Here is an 18,819-nt window from a genome sequence, read left to right as displayed (position 1 = left end):
CGCTGCCGCTTCAATAGTCCACTTGGGCCTGCTTGTTGTAGTAGCTGAGCAGCGAGTCGTAGGCCCGCATGATGGCGTGATAGTCCTCGCTCAGATGCTGTGGCTCAGCCTGTTTCTGCCAGTCCTGATGCAGGGCGAGCAAGGCTTGCTGATAACGCTGCGCCGGTCGCGTGATCTGGCTCCACAGGTAATAGGCCGGTTGCGTGCGGCTGCTCTGTGGTCGGTTGCGCAAGGGCTGCCCGGCATCCCAGGTCCGTTGCAGGTCCTGGCTGGCCTGTGCCAGTTGCGCCGGGGTCAGGGTTTTCTCGCGCATGCCCTGGCTGATCTGCTCCACTGTGAGCCGCGCCTGGATCATGTAGTCCAGCAGGTGCCAGTGGATGTCCTGCCCCAGGCGTTGCTCAAGCAGCCGCTGTTGCTCGCGTCGGGCGCCGATGTCTGCGCTCGCCAGGGCAGCGCGCAGGTCGGCGGAGGCTTGCAGGTAGTGGTCGAACTTGGGCTTGAGCAGGGCAACAGTGGCCGCGTCTTCCTCGGCCGGCATGTAAGCACCGGGTACGGCGCTGGAATGAGCGCGACGGGCCAGGTTGGCCTGGTGCAGTGCGTCGATGTAGCGCTCGGCCAGGTCGATCAGCGGGGCGTCGGGTTGCAGGTGGCGTAGCCGATAGAGCATGCGCGGTTCGCAGTCGCGGGCGGGCAGGGTATCCATGTCGGTCTTCGCGCCGTCTGCGAAGTCCTTGGCATTGTTCAGCAGGTCGGTGAACGCCGCGCGCCAGGCCGCTTGAGTGCCGTAGGTGTAGTAGCCCAGGCGCCAAGGCACATCGTATTGGTTGACGCAGTCGATCAGCGGCGCCCTGGCCGCGGCCTGGGCGCTGGCGGGGCTGTCCAGGCCGGCCAGCCACAGTTCGAAGCGGGCGATCGGCGCTCCGGCAGCCAGGAGCGCAAACAGGCCGAAAATCAGCGTGCAACCGAAAAGCAACAAGGGGCGTTGGCTCATGGCCGCTCCTCCTTGGGGTACCACTGCTCCTGGGTGGCCGGTGCTGCACACTCGGGGGTATCGGCCGGCATGCGCGCGCACAGCCGTTCGGTCCAGGGCTGCAGGCCCTGATAACGCCCGGCGGTGTGGCGCCCGTCGAACCACTTGAGGGTGGCGATTACGGCCACCAGCAGCACCAGTGCGGTGCTCAGCAGCAGGCGACGCGGCCAGGGATTGATGCGTTGCCAGGCGTTCAGCGGGTCGATCTGGCGCTGACGGGCCAGGGCCACCAGCAGCAGGACCCCGAGATAAGTGATAGTGGCCACCGGGTGGACCACCACGCCCAGCAGTGCGCCCAGCAGCGCCGCGGGCAGCAGGTCGCGGATCAGCTGCACGTCGTGATAGGGCGTCTGGTGCCGAGGCAGGTGTTGGCTGAGGCGCTCGTCCCACTGGAACAGGCGTTGGCTCAGGGGGCGCCAAAGTCGCTGCAGCCCTTCGCCCGCGGCGCAGAAGCACAGAGCCCAGACCAGCGTGACGCCGATAATCTCCCAGGGGCTGCTGTCTTGCCCGGCGTAATCGGCCATTGCGCCGGTGAGGCAGGCCAGAACCACCCCCAGGAGCATCGGCCAGCTGTTGATCGCGTGTTCCCAGTCCCGCCAGAAGTAGGGATTGCTGGCGGGCATGCCGGCGGCGACTTGCGGGTAGTCTGCCGCCAGGCTTGCAGCCAGCTTGTGACAGGCCTGCCAGTCCAGGTTGCCCAGGTGTCGGGCCCAGGCGCGGCGCTGACTGAAGCTCAGGGGCGCGAGCAACAAGCGTGCCGCACGGTGTTCCGGGGTGCTCGGCGGTTCGCTCGCCAGTTGTTGCTGGTGGGCCAGGTACAGCGGTGCCTGATGGCGTTTCAACAGCCGCGGCCAGAGCTGTTCCGGGCAGTTGTCTGCACTATTGGTGTGCCAGCCTTGGCCGGCGCAGACCGCCTGGAACACCGCCACCGACCAATAAGGGCTGTTGGCCAGTGTCTGTGCCAGCCATTGGTTGAACCATTGTCGGTGCTGCAGGTGCAGCAGCCAGGCGTGGGCTGAACGCTGGGCGTAGGCCTCCAGGAACGCCGCTTCATCCTTGGCCTCCAGGGCTGCGGCCAGTGGCTCTTGTACTCGCTGATAGAGCTGCTGCTGCAACTCCTGCACCAGATACTCCGGCAGATCCAGGCGTTGCCAGGCACTCATCCAGCGCAGACGCTCGAACCCCCAGTGCAACACCGCGTCGGCTTGCGCCGGGTGTTCGACGCAATAGCGCAGCAGGGCCAGTTCGAACTCATAGGCGCACGCCTGCTCCTGGGCCTGCTGATAGCGCTGGTCGAGCTGATCGACAGGCAGCTCCTTGAGCAACATGGCCACCCGCTGCACCGGTGACAGCGCCAGCGTTACCGGCTCGTTGCCGGCCCAGGTCTCGAGCGTTTCCAGGGGCTCGTTCTGTTGCTCCCAATCCTTATGGGCCAGCGCCTCTTCATAGGCGTCGCGCAAGCGTTGGAAAGCTTGCGGGTCTTCATCCGGACGGGTCTGTTTCAGCAGCTTGGCGTAGTGGCGCTTGATGGTCCGGGTATCAGCGGTGACCGGCAGGCCGAGTAGGGTCCAGCAACTCATTGGGCGATAGAACTCCATGCAACCCTTGGCAACATCCAGACATGACTGGAGGAAATGGCGCACCCTACCGGTTTCCCGGGTAAAAGTCCCTCGACTCGAATCCGTCTAAGCAACAGCGGCAGGCGTCTGGCGATTCAGCCCAGGTGGCTGGGGCGCGCGGCTTCTGCTGTGCCGCGCTCTGTTGCGTCGGGCGGGCGTGGGGCAGGTCCGAGCGGATGGCCGTCAGTGGAAAATGGCTGTTAAAGTGATTTGTGATTATTTCCATGCTTTGTGCATGGTTTAGTTAATGTTGTTTCTAGGTTATAAAATTACAATAAAAACAATTGTTTATGATGTTTATGTGATGTTGATTGTAATTATTTCGTTGGCTGAGCAAGGAGCTATTAACTATGCCTGTAGTGGAACGCACGACTTTTCTGCCGGGCCGCAGCCCGGCCCAGGTGTTGGATTTCTGCCTCGAAGGGACCAACTTTCCCAAGATATTTCCCGAGCGCGTGACCCCCTTGGGGGGCATCGACATCAATGACCTGCGCATCAGTGTCGGACGCCAGTTCAGCTTCCTGCACTGGATGTTCGGTGTCATACCGGCGAAATGGACGGTGGTTATACGTGAGGTCAGCGATCGGCATTTTGTCGACGAGATGCTCAAGGGGCCACTGCGCGCCTTTCGTCACGAACATCGGGTCGAGGCCGCCGAAGGGGGCACCCTGTACACCGACCGCGTGACTTATCGGGCCATCGGTGGCGCACCTTTGGAACGCTTGGTGGTCAACGCCTACATGGCGCGGATTTTCGATGCCCGGCACCGCAACATGTTGCGCTTGCTGGGGTGACGGCGCCGCGATGCCGTGTTTGCCCATTTCTATTCCAAGTTCAAGTTCAAGGAGCATGCCCATGAGCAAGAAGATACTGGTGGTCCTGACCAGCGTGGCCAAATACCCCAACCTGAACCGTGCCACTGGTCTGTGGCTGGGGGAGGCGGTGCATTTTGTGAAGAAGGTGCAAGCGGCCGGGTTCGAGGTGGATTACGTCAGTCCCAAGGGCGGCTACGTACCCATCGACCCCCACAGTCTGGCCATGGCCGACGACACCGACTGGCAGTGGTACCAGGACAGCGCCTTCATGAGCCGCCTGGGAGCGACCTTGCAACCGTCGCAGGTCCAGGCCCGGGACTATGTGGCCATCTATTACGCCGGTGGTCATGGCGTGCTCTGGGATTTTCCCGACAACCCCGAGTTGCAGGCCCTGAGTCGCGACATCTACGAGCAGGGCGGCTACGTCAGCTCGGTCTGCCATGGCGCGGTGGGCCTGCTGAACATCAGGCTCAGCGATGGCTCGTTGCTGATCGCCGGCAAACAGGTCAGCGGTTTCTCCAATGAAGAAGAGCGGCTCGCCGAGCTGGACTCGTACGTGCCGTACCTGACCGAGACCGAACTGCTCAAGCGCGGCGCCCTGTACCAGAAGGCCGCCGAGCCCTGGGCGCCGTTTGCCGTGCAAGACCAGCGGGTGATCAGCGGGCAGAACCCGGCCTCCGGAGGCCCCGTGGCGGACCTGCTGCTGGCGCACCTGCACGCTTGAGCACCGCCTTGCAGGAACCGGCTTGCCGGCCAAGAGGCCCGCGAGCCGGACCTAAGCTTGGAAACCGCCTTCGCCTGCACGCCGCCCCCTGCAGTCGGCCAGGTTGCTGGACAATTTATCCGTGGGGCAATAGGTGCTCGCGCCGTTTCATGCTTAACTTCGGCCTCTCAAGAATTTCTCATTGCTGTTCCATCATCACTGTTCAATAAAGGACTCCGTTCATGGCTCAAGTCACTCTCAAAGGCAACCCGGTTCAGGTCAACGGCCAGCTGCCGCAAGTGGGTTCCAAAGCCCCTGCGTTCTCCCTGGTAGGCGCCGGTCTGGCCGATGTCTCCCTGAGCAGCCTCGCCGGCAAGCGCAAGGTGCTGAACATCTTCCCAAGCGTCGACACCCCAACCTGCGCCACCTCGGTACGCAAGTTCAACGCCCAGGCCAACGATCTGGCCAACACCGTGGTGCTGTGCATCTCCGCTGACCTGCCGTTCGCCCAGGCCCGTTTCTGTGGCGCCGAAGGCCTGGAAAACGTGCAGAACCTGTCGACCCTGCGCGGCCGCGAGTTCATCGAGAACTACGGCGTGGCCATCGCCGACGGCCCGCTGGCCGGCCTGACCGCCCGCGCCGTGGTGGTGCTGGATGAAAACGACACCGTGCTGCACAGCGAACTGGTCAAGGAAATCGCCGAAGAGCCGAACTACGACGCTGCCCTGGCCGTGCTCAAGTAACAGGTTTTACAATTATTCACGGCCTGGCTCTGTCCAGGCCGTTTTTATTTGTGCTTCAGTGGCTTAGCGCCGCACCTTGAAACGTCAGTCAAAGGTAAATTGCCGGTAAAGGCGCTTTGCTAAAACCGCTCTAGTGCTTATCTTTCAGCCTTCCCCAAAGAAGACTCCCACGCGCCCAATGGTTGATCACTCCATGCAATCCTCTGCTCCCCGCAACTCTCGTCGCTGGCTGTTCGGCCTGTTTGTCCTGCTGCTGGTGATCGGCCTGTGCTGGAAATTCTGGCCCGCCGGCAGCGCCCCCAAAGAGGGTGCACAGGCGAAGGCCGCGGCCGGGCATACCGGACGCAGCGGCAGCCTGCGCCCCGGCTTCGGCGGTGCCAGCGGGCCGATCCCGGTGCGGGTGGCGCCGGTGACTCAGGGCGACTTCCCGCTGTACTACAAGGCCCTGGGCACGGTGACGGCACTCAACACCATCAATGTGCGCAGCCGGGTGGCGGGGGAGTTGGTCAAGGTCAACTTCGAGGAAGGGCAGATGGTCAAGGCCGGCGACTTGCTGGCGCAGATCGATCCGCGTCCTTATCAGAATGCCTTGCTCCAGGCCGAGGGCACCCTGCTGCAGAACCAGGCCCAGCTGAAGAACGCCCAGGTCGACCTTGAGCGTTATCGCGGCCTGTATGCCCAGGACAGCATCGCCAAACAGACCCTGGACACCGCTGCGGCGCTGGTGGGCCAGTACCAGGGCACGGTCAAGACCAATCAGGCGGCGGTCAACGACGCCAAGCTCAACCTTGAATTCACCAATATCCGCGCGCCGATTGCCGGGCGCGTGGGCCTGCGTCAGCTGGACGTAGGCAACCTGGTGTCGGCCAATGACACCACGGCACTGGTGATCATCACCCAGACCCAGCCCATCAGCGTGGCCTTCACCCTGCCGGAGAACAGCCTGGACACCGTGCTCAAGCGCTACCACAGCGGCGCCAAGCTGCCGGTGGAAGCGTGGGACCGGGGCGATGTGAAGCTGCAGGCCAGCGGCATGCTGCAGAGCCTGGACAACCAGATCGACACCACCACCGGCACCCTGAAGTTCAAGGCGCGCTTCGATAACCGCGACCAGGGCCTGTTTCCCAATCAGTTCGTCAATGTGCGGCTGCTGGCCGACACCCTGAAGAATGTGGTGCTGGCACCTTCGGCCGCGATCCAGTTCGGCACCAACGGCACCTTCGTCTACGCCCTGGATGGTGATAACAAGGTGAAGATCCGCCAACTGCAGGTGAGCGACAGCAACGGCGACCTGACGGTGATCAAGGACGGCCTCAAGGCCGGCGACCGGGTGGTGATGGAAGGCACCGACCGCCTCAAGGACGGCAGCGAGGTGGAAGTGGTCAACGACAGCAGTGAAGTGCCCACCAGCCCCACCGAACACCTGCAGGGCAAGCCCGCCGCTGCGCCGGCCGCGGATGGCAAGCCGGTTGATGGCAAGGCGCAAAAGGTCGGCGCATGAATTTCTCGCGACTGTTCATCCTGCGTCCGGTAGCCACCACCCTGAGCATGCTGGCCATTGTCCTGGCCGGCCTGATCGCCTATCGCCTGTTGCCGGTCTCGGCCTTGCCCCAGGTGGACTACCCGACCATCCGGGTCATGACCCTGTACCCCGGGGCCAGCCCGGACGTGATGACCAGCGCGGTCACCGCGCCCCTGGAGCGCCAGTTCGGGCAGATGCCCGGCCTGACCCAGATGGCCTCCACCAGCTCCGGTGGCGCCTCGGTGCTGACCCTGCGTTTCAGCCTCGACATCAATATGGACGTGGCCGAGCAACAGGTGCAGGCGGCCATCAACGCCGCCACCAACCTGCTGCCCAAGGACCTGCCGGCGCCGCCGGTGTACAACAAGGTCAACCCGGCGGACACCCCGGTGCTGACCCTGGCCATCACCTCCAAGACCATGCTGCTGCCCAAGCTCAATGACTTGGTGGACACCCGCATGGCGCAGAAGATCGCCCAGATCAGCGGCGTCGGCATGGTCAGCATTGCCGGCGGCCAGCGCCAGGCGGTGCGGATCAAGGTCAACCCCGAGGCCCTGGCGGCCAACGGCCTGAACCTGGCGGACGTGCGCACCTTGATTGCCGCGTCCAACGTCAATCAGCCCAAGGGCAACTTCGACGGCCCGACCCGGGTCTCGATGCTCGATGCCAACGACCAGCTGACCTCGCCCAAGGATTACGCCGAGCTGATCCTGGCCTACAAAAATGGTGCACCGCTGCGCCTGAAGGATGTCGCCGAGATCGTCGACGGCGCCGAGAACGAGCGCCTGGCGGCCTGGGCCAACGAAAACCAGGCAGTGCTGCTCAATATCCAGCGCCAGCCCGGGGCCAACGTGATCGAGGTGGTGGACCGGATCAAGGCGCTGCTGCCGAGCATTACCGACAACCTGCCGGCGGGCCTGGACGTCACGGTGCTCACCGACCGCACCCAGACCATCCGCGCCTCGGTCAAGGATGTGCAGCACGAGCTGTTCATCGCCATCGCCCTGGTGGTGATGGTGACCTTCCTCTTTCTGCGTCGGGCCAGCGCCACCCTCATTCCTTCGATTGCCGTGCCGCTGTCGCTGATCGGCACCTTCGGGGTGATGTACCTGGCCGGTTTTTCGGTGAACAACCTGACCCTGATGGCCCTGACCATCGCCACCGGTTTCGTGGTGGACGATGCCATCGTCATGCTGGAGAACATCTCGCGCTTTATCGAGGAGGGCGACAGCCCGATGCAGGCGGCGCTCAAGGGCGCCAAGCAGATCGGCTTCACCCTGATCTCCCTGACCCTGTCGCTGATCGCGGTGCTGATCCCGCTGCTGTTCATGGCGGATGTGGTGGGCCGGCTGTTCCGCGAGTTCGCCATCACCCTGGCGGTGGCGATCCTGATTTCCCTGGTGGTGTCCCTGACCCTGACGCCGATGATGTGCGCGCGGTTGCTCAAGCGTGAGCCCAAGCCTGAGGAGCAGGGGCGCTTCTACCGCGCCAGCGGCGCCTGGATCGACTGGTTGATCGAAAGCTACGGGCGCAAGCTGCAATGGGTGCTCAAGCACCAGTTCCTGACCCTGATGGTGGCCGTCGGCACCCTGGGCCTGACCGTGTTCCTGTACCTGGTGGTGCCCAAGGGCTTCTTCCCGGTGCAGGACACCGGGGTCATCCAGGGCATTTCCGAGGCGCCGCAGTCGGTGTCCTTCGCCGCCATGAGCCAACGCCAGCAAGACCTGGCGAAGATCATCCTGCAGGACCCGGCCGTGGAAAGCCTGTCGTCCTACATCGGCGTCGACGGCGACAACGCGACCCTCAACAGTGGCCGTCTGCTGATCAACCTCAAGCCCCACAACCAGCGTGACCTGAGCGCGGCCCAGGTGATTGCACGGATTCAGCCCGAGGTCGACAAACTGCTGGGCATCCGCCTGTTCATGCAGCCGGTGCAGGATCTGACCATCGAGGACCGGGTCAGTCGTACCCAGTATCAGTTCAGCCTGTCTTCGCCGGACGCCGAGCTGCTGGCCCTGTGGAGCGGGCGCCTGAGCGAAGCCCTGGCCCAGCGCCCGGAACTCACCGACGTGGCCAGCGACCTGCAGGACAAGGGCCTGCAGGTGTACCTGGTGATCGACCGCGATGCGGCGTCCCGGGTCGGGGTTTCGGTGGCCAACATCACCGACGCCCTGTATGACGCCTTCGGCCAGCGGCAGATTTCCACCATCTACACCCAGGCCAGCCAGTACCGGGTGGTGCTCCAGGCCCAGGCTGGCGAGCGCATCGGACCCCAGGCCCTGGAGCAGATCCACGTCAAGACCACCGACGGCGGGCAGGTGCGGCTGTCGAGCCTGGCCCATGTCGAGGAGCGCCAGGCGCAACTGGCCATCGCCCATATCGGCCAGTTCCCGGCGGTGATGATGTCCTTCAACCTGGCGCCCGGTGTGGCCCTGGGGGAGGCGGTTAACGTCATCGAGCAGGTGCAGCAGGACATTGGCATGCCAGTGGGGGTGCAGACCCGCTTCCAGGGCGCCGCCGAGGCCTTCCAGGCGTCGCTGTCGAGCACCTTGCTGCTGATCCTGGCGGCGGTGGTGACCATGTACATCGTCCTGGGGGTGCTCTACGAGAGCTACATCCACCCCATCACCATTCTCTCCACCCTGCCTTCGGCGGCAGTGGGGGCCTTGCTGGCGCTGATCCTCAGCGGCAATGACCTGGGCATGATCGCGATCATCGGCATCATCCTGCTGATCGGCATCGTCAAGAAGAACGCGATCATGATGATCGACTTCGCCCTCGACGCCGAACGCCACCAGGGCATGGCCCCGGAGCAGGCGATCTACCAGGCGGCGCTGCTGCGGTTCCGGCCGATCCTGATGACCACCCTGGCGGCGCTGTTCGGCGCCGTGCCGCTGATGCTGGCCACGGGTTCAGGTGCCGAGCTGCGCCAGCCCCTGGGCCTGGTGATGGTCGGCGGCCTGCTGGTGAGCCAGGTGCTGACCCTGTTCACCACGCCGGTGATCTACCTGTACTTCGACCGCCTGGGTCGGCGCTTCGGCAAAGGTGAAGACGCCCAAGAGGTGGAGGCATGAAGGGCCGCAGCCAGCCTCCAGCCCGGGGCGTTCAGCCATGAACCTGTCCGGACCTTTCATCAAACGCCCGGTGGCGACCATGCTGTTGTCGTTGGCGATCATGCTGCTGGGCGGGGTCAGCTTCGGCCTGCTGCCGGTGTCGCCGCTGCCGCAGATGGATTTCCCGGTGATCGTGGTCCAGGCCAGCCTGCCCGGAGCCAGCCCCGAGGTCATGGCGTCCACCGTGGCCACGCCGCTTGAGCGCTCGTTCGGCGCGATTGCCGGGGTCAACACCATGAGCAGCCGCTCCAGCCAGGGCTCGACCCGGGTGATCCTGCAGTTCGACCTGGACCGCGACATCAACGGTGCGGCCCGGGAAGTGCAGGCGGCCATCAACGCCTCGCGCAACCTGCTGCCCAGCGGCATGCGCAGCATGCCCACCTACAAGAAGGTCAACCCGTCCCAGGCGCCGATCATGGTGCTGTCGCTGACCTCCGATGTGCTGGAGAAGGGCCAGCTCTACGACCTGGCATCGACCATCCTGTCCCAGAGCCTGTCCCAGGTGCAGGGCGTGGGCGAAGTGCAGATCGGCGGCAGCTCCTTGCCGGCGGTGCGCATCGAGCTGGAGCCGCAACTGCTCAACCAGTATGGCGTGGCCCTGGACGACGTGCGCAACGCCATTGCCAACGCCAACCAGCGTCGGCCCAAGGGCTCGGTGGAGGATGACCAGCGGCTGTGGCAGATCCAGGCCAACGATCAGCTGGAAAAGGCTCGCGACTACGAGCCGCTGATCATCCACTACAAGGACGGTGCGGCCCTGCGTCTGAAAGACGTGGCCAAGGTCAGCGACGGCGTGGAAGACCGCTACAACAGCGGTTTCTTCAACGACGATGCGGCGGTGCTGCTGGTGATCAACCGTCAGGCCGGGGCCAACATCATCGAGACGGTGAACGAGATCAAGGCCCAGCTGCCGGCGTTGCAGGCGGTGCTGCCGGCCAGCGTCAAGCTCAACCTGGCCATGGACCGCTCGCCGGTGATCAAGGCCACCCTGCACGAGGCGGAGATGACCCTGTTGATCGCCGTGGCCCTGGTGATCCTGGTGGTGTTCCTGTTCCTTGGCAATTTCCGCGCGTCGGTGATCCCGACCCTGGCGGTGCCGGTGTCCCTGGTGGGCACGTTCGCCATCATGTACCTGTACGGTTTTTCGCTGAACAACCTGTCGCTGATGGCGCTGATCCTCGCCACCGGGCTGGTGGTGGACGACGCCATCGTGGTCCTGGAGAACATTTCCCGGCACATCGACGAAGGTATCGCGCCGATGAAGGCGGCATACCTGGGGGCCAAGGAGGTGGGCTTCACCCTGCTGTCGATGAACGTGTCGCTGGTGGCGGTGTTCCTGTCGATCCTGTTCATGGGCGGGATCATCGAGAGCCTGTTTCGTGAGTTCTCCATCACCCTGGCAGCGGCCATCGTGGTGTCCCTGGTGGTGTCCCTGACCCTGACCCCGATGCTCTGCGCGCGCTGGCTCAAGCCCCACACCCCGGGCCAGGAAAACGCCTTGCAACGCTGGAGCCGGCGCAGCAACGAGTGGATGGTGGGCAAGTACGCCACCAGCCTGGACTGGGTGCTGCGGCACAAGCGCCTGACCCTGCTCAGCCTGCTGGTCACCATCGGCGTCAACGTGGCCCTGTACGTGGTGGTGCCCAAGACCTTCATGCCGCAGCAGGACACCGGCCAGTTGATCGGCTTCGTGCGCGGCGACGACGGCCTGTCCTTCAGCGTGATGCAGCCGAAGATGGAGATCTTCCGCCGCGCGGTGCTCAAGGACGCCGCGGTGGAAAGCGTGGCCGGCTTTATCGGCGGCAGCAACGGCACCAACAACGCCTTCATGCTGGTGCGCCTCAAGCCGATCAAGGAGCGCGACATCTCGGCGCAGAAGGTCATCGAGCGTTTGCGCAAGGAAATGCCCAAGGTGCCCGGCGCGCAACTGATGCTGATGGCCGACCAGGACCTGCAGTTCGGCGGCGGCCGCGAGCAGACCACCTCGCAGTACTCCTACATCCTGCAAAGCGGCGATCTGGGCGAGCTGCGCCAGTGGTACCCGAAAGTGGTGACCGCGCTGCGCGCCTTGCCTGAGCTGACCGCCATCGACGCCCGCGAAGGCCACGGCGCCCAGCAAGTGACTCTGATCGTCGACCGTGACCAGGCCAAGCGCCTGGGGGTGGACATGGACATGGTCACCGCCGTGCTCAACAACGCCTACAGCCAGCGGCAGATCTCCACCATCTACGACAGCCTCAACCAGTATCAGGTGGTGATGGAGGTCAACCCGAAATACGCCCGGGACCCGATTACCCTGAATCAGGTGCAGGTGATCACCAGCGAGGGCGCGCGGATTCCCTTGTCGACCATCGCCCATTATGAAAACAGCCTGGAAGACGACCGGGTCAGCCACGAAGGGCAGTTCGCCTCGGAAAGCATTTCCTTCGACATGGCCGAAGGCGTGACGGTGGAGCAGGGCACCGCGGCCATCGAGCGGGCGATTGCCAAGCTGGGCATGCCCGAGGACGTGATCGTCAAGATGGCCGGCACCGCCGACGCCTTCGCCGCCACCCAGAAGAGCCAGCCGTTCATGATTCTCGGGGCATTGCTGGCGGTGTACCTGGTGCTTGGGGTGCTCTATGAAAGCTACATTCACCCGCTGACCATCCTCTCCACGCTGCCGTCGGCCGGGGTCGGCGCCTTGCTCTCGATCTACGTGCTGGGCGGCGAGTTCAGCCTGATTTCGCTGCTGGGGCTGTTCCTGCTGATCGGGGTGGTGAAGAAGAACGCGATCCTGATGATCGACCTGGCGCTGCAACTGGAGCGCCACCAGGGCCTGGACCCGCTGCAATCGATCCGCAGCGCCTGCCTGCAACGCCTGCGGCCGATTCTGATGACCACCCTGGCGGCGATCCTGGGTGCCTTGCCCCTGTTGCTGGGCAACGCCGAAGGCTCGGAAATGCGCCAGCCCCTGGGCCTGACCATCATTGGCGGCCTGGTCTTCAGTCAGATCCTGACCCTTTACACCACCCCGGTGGTCTACCTCTACCTCGATCGCCTGCGCCACAAGTTCAACCACTGGCGTGGGGTCCGTACCGATGCTGCTCTGGAAACGCCGCTATGACCGACCAATCGTCCCGTCCTGTTTCTCCGCTGTCCGCCCAGCGCCTGGCCATGGCCCGGGGTTCGCGGGCCTTGAGCCTGGGCCTGTGCGTGGCGCTGCTCAGTGCCTGCGCCATCGGTCCCGACTATCAGCGGCCCCAGGTGGCCGAACCGGTGCAGTACAAGGAGGCCCAGGGCTGGCGTCAGGCCAACCCCAGCGATGCCCTGGCCCGTGGCGCCTGGTGGGAGCTGTACGGTGACACGCAGCTCAATGGCCTGATCGAGAAGCTCAACAACTCCAACCAGAGCGTCGCCCAATCGGAAGCGCAATACCGTCAGGCCCAGGCCCTGGTGCGCAGCTCCCGGGGAGCGTTCTTTCCCAGTGTCGACTTGAGCGCCGGCAAGACCCGGGCCAGCCAGGGCACCGGCAGCAGCAACTCGGGGCTGAGCAGTTCCAGCAGCGGCATTCGAGACACCTACAACACCCAATTGGGGGTGAGCTGGGAGGCGGACATCTGGGGCAAGCTGCGCCGCGGCCTGGAGGCCAACCAAGCCAGTGCCGAGGCGAGCTTCGCCGATCTGGCGGCCATGCGCCTGAGCCAGCAGTCGGAGCTGGTGCAGAACTACCTGCAACTGCGGGTGATCGATGAGCAGAAGCGCTTGCTGGAAGCCACGGTGGCGGCTTACCAGCGCTCCCTGACCATGACGCAGAACCAGTATCAGGCCGGGGTATCCGGCAAGGATGCGGTGGCCCAGGCCCAGACCCAGCTCAAAAGCACCCAGGCCGACCTGATCGACCTGATCTGGCAGCGGGCGCAGTTCGAGAACGCCATCGCGGTGTTGATCGGCGTGCCGCCGGCGCAGTTCAATCTGGCAGAAACCCCGCAGATTCCGGCGCTGCCCCAGGTGCCCCTGGCGCTGCCCTCGCAGTTGCTGGAGCGGCGTCCGGACATCGCCTCGGCGGAGCGTTCGGTGATCGCGGCCAACGCCAATATCGGCGTGGCCAAGGCCGCCTATTACCCGGACCTCACCCTGAGCCTGGCCGGAGGCTACAGCAGCAGTACCTACGCCGACTGGATCAGCGTGCCGAACCGGTTCTGGTCGGTGGGGCCGAAACTGGCCATGACCCTGTTCGACGGTGGCCAGCGCTCAGCGGAAGTGGATCGCACTGAAGCCGCCTACGACCAGACTGTGGCCAAGTACCGACAGACTGTGCTCGACGGTTTCCGCGAGGTGGAGAACTACATGATCCAGCTCAAGGTTCTGGAAGACGAAGCCCAGGTGCGCCAGCAGGCCCTGGATTCGGCGCGTGAGGCCCTGCGCCTGACCGAGAACCAGTACAAGGCCGGATTGATCGCCTACCTGGACGTGGTCACCAGCCAAGCCACTGCCCTGAGCAACGAACGCAGCGTCCTCAGCCTGCTGCAGAGCCGGTTGATTGCCAGCGTGCAATTGATCGCCGCGCTGGGGGGGGGCTGGGATGGTCAGGTGCAGGGCGAAGGGCAGAAATAGGCCGCCGCCAGGGCTTTGCGCAGGGGCAGATGCATGCCCCCTGCGACATGGGCAAAGCCTTTGGCCACAAGGGCTGTAGGGGTATTAAGGGCCGGTGCCAGACGTTCTGTCTGGCTACTGGCTTTTTGCTCACTTTGTAGATGCGTTCTTCTACGCAATCAGTACAATCTGCGCTTTTTCCCGCCGAGCAAACTGTCGGCACAACGACCAAGAGATGCCCCATGCTCATCGGTAGTTACTCCCCCGCACTGGTCGTGATTTCCATTTTCGTGGCGATCCTCGCTTCCTATACCGCCCTTGATCTCACCGGTCGCATTGCCACCACCAAAGGCCGTGCAGCCTATCTATGGATGTGCGGCGGAGCCCTGGCCATGGGCGTTGGTGTGTGGTCGATGCACTTTATCGGCATGCTCGCGTTCTCGCTGCCCATCGACCTGGGCTACGACATCGTGCTGACCGCCTTGTCGTTGCTGATTTCCATCCTGTCCTGTGGTTTTGCCCTGTGGCTGGTGAGCCAGCCGCGCCTGCCGCTGGGGCAATTGCTGTTCGGTGCCTTGATCATGGGCACCGGCATCAGCGGCATGCACTACACCGGCATGGCGGCCATGCGCATGCAGCCGGGTATCGACTACGACCCGAGCCTGTTCAGCGCCTCGTTGCTGATTGCCTTTGGTGCTTCGCTGGCGGCGCTGTGGATCGCCTTTCACCTGCGCCAGAACACGCCCCATGTGCGTCTTGCCCGTACCGGCGCGGCGATTGTGATGGGCTTTGCCATTGTCGGTATGCACTACACCGGCATGGCCGCGGCGCGTTTCGCCGATGGCAGCTTCTGCGGTGCGCTGGGCAATGGCTTGAGCGGCAACGGCCTGGACAATCTGGTGCTGATCACCACCCTGGCGGTGCTGATCATTGCCTTGCTGACTTCGGTGCTGGATGCGCGGCTGGAAGCCCGCACCGCGGTGCTGGCGCAGTCCTTGACCGAGGCCAACAAAGAGCTGACCCAGCTGGCCCTGCACGACACCCTGACCGGGCTGCCCAATCGCATCCTGCTGGCGGACCGCATCGATCAGGCCATGCACCGGGTCACCGCCCATGGTGGCTGCTTTGCGCTGATGTTCATCGATCTGGACGGCTTCAAGCCGGTCAATGACGCCTTCGGTCACCACATGGGCGACCAGTTGCTGCGAGAAGTGGCCCAGCGCCTGCGCGAGGACCTGCGCACTGAGGACACCCTGGCGCGGATCGGTGGCGACGAGTTCGTGCTGCTGGTACAGCTCGGCGAGCCGGAAGATGCCCTGCGGCTGGCGGCACGCCAGGTGGGCCTGGTGTCCCGTTCGTTCCGCGTGGCCGACCACGATTTGCAGATTTCCGCCAGCATCGGCATCGCGGTGTATCCGGGCAATGGCCTGACCGCCCAGGAACTGTTGATGAACGCCGACGCGGCCATGTATCACGCCAAGGCCACCGGCAAGAACGGCTACAGTTTTTTCGACGCATCGATGAACACCAATGCCCGGCGTCAACTGCAGTTGCTTCAGGACCTGCGCAATGCCCTGGAACATCAGCAGTTCCGCCTGTATTACCAACCCAAGTTCGATGCCAGCAATGGTCGTCCGGTGGGGGCCGAGGCCCTGTTGCGCTGGGAACATCCGCAGCACGGCCTGCTGCTGCCGGACAAGTTCATCGAACTGGCGGAGAAGAGCGGGCTGATCATCGCCATCGGCGACTGGGTGCTGCAGGAAGCCTGCCGACAGATGCGCGAGTGGTATGTCCTGGGTTATACCCACTGGCGGATCGCGGTGAACCTCTCGGCCCTGCAGTTCTGTCACGTGGGGCTGGTCAAGAGCGTGCAGGAGGCCTTGCAGCGCTACCAGTTGCCGGCCAATAACCTGACCCTGGAGATCACCGAGACCACGGCGATGAACGACGCCGACGTCAGCATGATCGTCCTGCAGCAGTTGGCGGACATGGGGGTGGACCTGTCCATCGACGACTTCGGCACCGGCTATTCGAGCCTGATGTACCTCAAGCGCCTGCCGGCCAACGAGCTGAAGATCGACCGTGGCTTTGTCCGCGACCTGGAGCACGACAGCGACGACGCCGCCATCGTCTCGGCGATTGTCGCCCTGGGGCAGGCCCTTGGCCTGCGCATCGTCGCCGAGGGGGTTGAAACCGGGGTGCAGCAGACCTTCCTCACCCAACTGGGCTGCGATTCGTTGCAGGGCTATTACCTGGGCCAGCCATTGCCGCCCGAAGGCTTCATGCAGGGCATTCAGCTGGCTGAACACAAGTCCTGAGCGAATCCCTGGCTGCAGTTCCTGCGACCTTTGGATGAGGGCTGATTGATGTCACTGCGGTTTTCATCGCTGCCGGTGCAGTGTTTAATGACGGGCGTTGAAACGATCAGTCAGGGAGTCGGCAGCATGGACAAAGTCATCGTCATCACCGGTGGCGGGCGGGGAATCGGCGCAGCCACGGCGTTGCTGGCTGCTCAGCAGGGTTTCAAGGTGTGCATCAACTATCAGGCCGATGAACAGTCGGCTCAGCAGGTTCTGGAGCAGGTCCGCGCTCTGGGCGCCCAGGCCATTGCGGTGCGGGCCGATGTCAGCATCGAGGACGAGGTCATTGGCCTGTTTCACCGGGTCGACAACGAACTGGGCCGGGTCACTGCACTGGTCAACAACGCTGGCACCGTGGGGCACAAGTCCCGTCTCGACGAAATGTCCGAATTCCGTATCCAGAAGATCATGAAGACCAATGTCATGGGGCCGATCCTCTGCGCCAAGCACGCGGTGCTGCGCATGTCGCCGCGCCATGGCGGGCAGGGTGGCAGCATCGTCAACGTGTCGTCGGTGGCCGCGCGCCTGGGGTCTCCGGGCGAGTACGTCGACTACGCCGCCTCCAAGGGCGCGCTGGACACCTTAACCATCGGCCTGTCCAAGGAAGTGGCGGGTGAGGGTATACGCGTCAATGCGGTGCGCCCGGGTTACATCTACACCGATTTTCATGCCCTGAGCGGCGATGCCGACCGGGTCAGCAAACTGGAAACGGCGATTCCCATGGGCCGTGGCGGACGTCCCGACGAAGTGGCCGAAGCCATTCTCTGGCTGCTGTCGGACAAGGCTTCCTACGCCACCGGCACCTTCGTCGACCTGGGCGGCGGCCGCTGAGTCCCGACCGCGCTTCCCTGCAGGAGCCAGCTGGCCGGCGAAGAGGCCCTTGAGCCTTGTGCCGACCTTGCAGGGTTCGTCGCTGGCAAGCCAGTTCCTGCGGGTTCCTTCAGTTGGCGCGGCGGCGGCCGGGGCCGATCAGCAACGCCAGCAACAGCCCCAGCACGTTGATGGCAAAGCCCATCAACAACGGCGCCAGGTACCCCAGGGTTTCCCCCGGACGGGTGCAGCTGTAGCCATATCCGTAGCCTTGTTCATGGGCCCAGACGTCCGGTGTGGCGCCCAGGTCCACGGGGGCCGAAGGCTCGGGCTGCTCCTCGGAGAACCCCAGGTTCGAATGGCTCGCGCTGCGCCTTTCCAGCTGTTCGATGGCCTGCAACTGGGCCTCGTTGCAGCGGCTCTGCGCCCAACTGCCCACCACCACCAGGGTCGACAACAACAGCAGCAGAGGCACCGGGTAGTAGCGCCGGGTGCGCAGCAGGGGCGCCACCAGCAGCCCGGCGAAGAAACCGGCCAGCAGCAGATTGATCCAGTACCAGGGGGCGCCTTCCAAGCTTGGCGGTACCAGGAACGACAGCAGCAGTGGCAGGACAACGCGGGCGAACAGCAGGCACAAGGCCGCCGCAAGCAGAGTGATCAGCAGGGTCTTGATCCAGGATTTCATGGGCAGTGCATCACCTTTTTTAAGCAGGGGAGGTCAACGGGGCGTATCAGTCCGGTATCACCCCTTGGGAAATTGGCGGGGTAAAGCGTCGGGCGTATTCGAGCATCTCCCGGGGGAAGATCATGTGTTTGACCGCGCTGTCGTCCAGACCGAACAGGTAGGCCACGGCAGCGGCTTCAAAGGCCCAGTAGCCGAAGTAGGAACCCTCGTCGCCTTGCAGGTGGGAGTCGTGCCAGGGAGCCTGTTCGAACGCCTCGTACCACTGGTTGCAGTACTCCACCAGCAGTTCCCGAGGCTCGTCCGGGTCTTCGCTGTAGATCGCCCAGATCAGGGGCGAGTAGAGGCTGTGGTACCACTCATCGAGCTCGGCGCGATCCGGCAGGTAGGGCTTGAGCAGGTCCTCGATCAGGGTGTCCTGGCCGCCAAAGCCGGCGCGGTCCTGCAGCAGCACCAGACGCGGTAGCAGGTCGCTGCGTTGCAGGAGGATGCACAGGCTGATCACCTGGACATATTCCTCGTACTCGTCGGGGTAGTCTTCGATGTTCAGTGGCGCGATATCCGGCCGTTCTTCATAAACCTCCAGCTTGCGCTGGTAGTCCTCGTAGCCTTCGATCACCCCGTCCAGCTCCCGGGCCAGTTGCTCCATGGGGGCACCGCCGGTGTAGCCCAGGATCAAATGGTGCAGGCGCGCGCTTCGCACCGTGGAGGCCTTGAGGGAGGCTTCCTGCTCGGGGCTGTCGGCCATCATCGAATGGGTCTGCCAATGGGCCTCTTCGCCGGCCAGGCTTTCGAGGAAGTCGTGGTACTGCTTGTGGCTGAGAAACACTTGTCTGCGGTTCATGTC

The 18,819-nt window shown here is 64.0% G+C and carries 13 protein-coding genes; 9 read left to right on the top strand and 4 right to left on the bottom strand.

The window, feature by feature from the left end; all coding sequences use genetic code 11:
• Positions 1-10 precede the first annotated feature (10 nt).
• Together ACMGF8_RS21535 and ACMGF8_RS21530 are read right to left on the bottom strand one after the other, a co-directional pair.
• Positions 11-991, bottom strand: a complete 981-nt coding sequence (locus ACMGF8_RS21535; protein WP_250330589.1) for a DUF3829 domain-containing protein — start codon at positions 989-991, stop codon at positions 11-13.
• A complete protein-coding gene (locus ACMGF8_RS21530) occupies positions 988-2,610 on the bottom strand; it encodes a J domain-containing protein (protein ID WP_416757060.1) in 1,623 nt (540 codons plus the stop codon). The genes ACMGF8_RS21535 and ACMGF8_RS21530 overlap by 4 nt, the downstream gene beginning before the upstream one ends.
• A 389-nt stretch (positions 2,611-2,999) precedes the next feature.
• Here ACMGF8_RS21530 and ACMGF8_RS21525 point away from each other — a divergent pair, with 389 nt between their 5' ends.
• The 9 genes from ACMGF8_RS21525 to ACMGF8_RS21485 all read left to right on the top strand — a co-directional run bounded on the left by ACMGF8_RS21525 (position 3,000) and on the right by ACMGF8_RS21485 (position 17,311).
• Complete coding sequence (locus ACMGF8_RS21525) at positions 3,000-3,443, top strand: SRPBCC family protein (protein ID WP_102863423.1); 444 nt, start codon at positions 3,000-3,002, stop codon at positions 3,441-3,443.
• 61 nt (positions 3,444-3,504) lie between these two features.
• A complete protein-coding gene (locus ACMGF8_RS21520; protein ID WP_102863424.1) occupies positions 3,505-4,188 on the top strand; it encodes a type 1 glutamine amidotransferase domain-containing protein in 684 nt (227 codons plus the stop codon).
• A gap of 221 nt (positions 4,189-4,409) precedes the next feature.
• Entirely contained in the window at positions 4,410-4,910 is a 501-nt protein-coding gene (gene tpx / locus ACMGF8_RS21515) for a thiol peroxidase (RefSeq protein WP_250330587.1), read from the top strand.
• A 178-nt stretch (positions 4,911-5,088) separates the two neighbouring features.
• Positions 5,089-6,411 (top strand): MdtA/MuxA family multidrug efflux RND transporter periplasmic adaptor subunit, encoded by a 1,323-nt coding sequence (locus tag ACMGF8_RS21510; protein WP_115580141.1) that lies wholly within the window; start codon positions 5,089-5,091, stop codon positions 6,409-6,411.
• A complete protein-coding gene (locus tag ACMGF8_RS21505) occupies positions 6,408-9,506 on the top strand; it encodes an MdtB/MuxB family multidrug efflux RND transporter permease subunit (protein ID WP_102863427.1) in 3,099 nt (1,032 codons plus the stop codon). The genes ACMGF8_RS21510 and ACMGF8_RS21505 overlap by 4 nt, the downstream gene beginning before the upstream one ends.
• Before the next feature lie 37 nt (positions 9,507-9,543).
• Positions 9,544-12,651 carry an efflux RND transporter permease subunit gene (locus ACMGF8_RS21500; RefSeq protein WP_102863428.1) on the top strand — a complete coding sequence of 1,036 codons (3,108 nt, stop codon included), beginning with the start codon at positions 9,544-9,546 and terminating at the stop codon, positions 12,649-12,651.
• Positions 12,648-14,141 (top strand): efflux transporter outer membrane subunit, encoded by a 1,494-nt coding sequence (locus tag ACMGF8_RS21495; protein ID WP_102863429.1) that lies wholly within the window; start codon positions 12,648-12,650, stop codon positions 14,139-14,141. The genes ACMGF8_RS21500 and ACMGF8_RS21495 overlap by 4 nt, the downstream gene beginning before the upstream one ends.
• A gap of 221 nt (positions 14,142-14,362) precedes the next feature.
• Positions 14,363-16,438: a putative bifunctional diguanylate cyclase/phosphodiesterase gene (locus tag ACMGF8_RS21490; protein WP_102863430.1), complete on the top strand. Its 2,076-nt coding sequence runs from the start codon at positions 14,363-14,365 to the stop codon at positions 16,436-16,438.
• 126 nt (positions 16,439-16,564) lie between these two features.
• Entirely contained in the window at positions 16,565-17,311 is a 747-nt protein-coding gene (locus ACMGF8_RS21485; protein ID WP_416757059.1) for an SDR family oxidoreductase, read from the top strand.
• Positions 17,312-17,420: 109 nt separating this feature from the next.
• Here ACMGF8_RS21485 and ACMGF8_RS21480 read toward each other — a convergent pair whose 3' ends face one another.
• Complete coding sequence (locus tag ACMGF8_RS21480) at positions 17,421-17,975, bottom strand: hypothetical protein (protein ID WP_102863432.1); 555 nt, start codon at positions 17,973-17,975, stop codon at positions 17,421-17,423.
• Between the two features lie 46 nt (positions 17,976-18,021).
• Entirely contained in the window at positions 18,022-18,816 is a 795-nt protein-coding gene (locus ACMGF8_RS21475) for a PoNe immunity protein domain-containing protein (protein WP_207165934.1), read from the bottom strand.
• Positions 18,817-18,819: the final 3 nt, after the last annotated feature.

The organism is Pseudomonas sp. BNK-7 (assembly GCF_048072025.1).
GTDB classification, from domain to species: domain Bacteria; phylum Pseudomonadota; class Gammaproteobacteria; order Pseudomonadales; family Pseudomonadaceae; genus Aquipseudomonas; species Aquipseudomonas danubii.
This window is presented reverse-complemented; position numbering and strand designations above follow the sequence as displayed.

Bases quoted from the DNA above. Each gene is read 5' to 3' on its own strand.
- ACMGF8_RS21510 (WP_115580141.1), top strand. From the start codon at position 5,089: ATGGTTGATCACTCCATGCAATCCTCTGCTCCCCGCAACTCTCGTCGC.
- ACMGF8_RS21490 (WP_102863430.1), top strand. From the start codon at position 14,363: ATGCTCATCGGTAGTTACTCCCCCGCACTGGTCGTGATTTCCATTTTC.
- ACMGF8_RS21475 (WP_207165934.1), bottom strand. From the start codon at position 18,816: ATGAACCGCAGACAAGTGTTTCTCAGCCACAAGCAGTACCACGACTTC.
- ACMGF8_RS21495 (WP_102863429.1), top strand. From the start codon at position 12,648: ATGACCGACCAATCGTCCCGTCCTGTTTCTCCGCTGTCCGCCCAGCGC.
- ACMGF8_RS21530 (WP_416757060.1), bottom strand. From the start codon at position 2,610: ATGAGTTGCTGGACCCTACTCGGCCTGCCGGTCACCGCTGATACCCGG.
- ACMGF8_RS21485 (WP_416757059.1), top strand. From the start codon at position 16,565: ATGGACAAAGTCATCGTCATCACCGGTGGCGGGCGGGGAATCGGCGCA.
- ACMGF8_RS21505 (WP_102863427.1), top strand. From the start codon at position 6,408: ATGAATTTCTCGCGACTGTTCATCCTGCGTCCGGTAGCCACCACCCTG.
- ACMGF8_RS21480 (WP_102863432.1), bottom strand. From the start codon at position 17,975: ATGAAATCCTGGATCAAGACCCTGCTGATCACTCTGCTTGCGGCGGCC.
- ACMGF8_RS21535 (WP_250330589.1), bottom strand. From the start codon at position 991: ATGAGCCAACGCCCCTTGTTGCTTTTCGGTTGCACGCTGATTTTCGGC.
- tpx (WP_250330587.1), top strand. From the start codon at position 4,410: ATGGCTCAAGTCACTCTCAAAGGCAACCCGGTTCAGGTCAACGGCCAG.
- ACMGF8_RS21520 (WP_102863424.1), top strand. From the start codon at position 3,505: ATGAGCAAGAAGATACTGGTGGTCCTGACCAGCGTGGCCAAATACCCC.
- ACMGF8_RS21525 (WP_102863423.1), top strand. From the start codon at position 3,000: ATGCCTGTAGTGGAACGCACGACTTTTCTGCCGGGCCGCAGCCCGGCC.
- ACMGF8_RS21500 (WP_102863428.1), top strand. From the start codon at position 9,544: ATGAACCTGTCCGGACCTTTCATCAAACGCCCGGTGGCGACCATGCTG.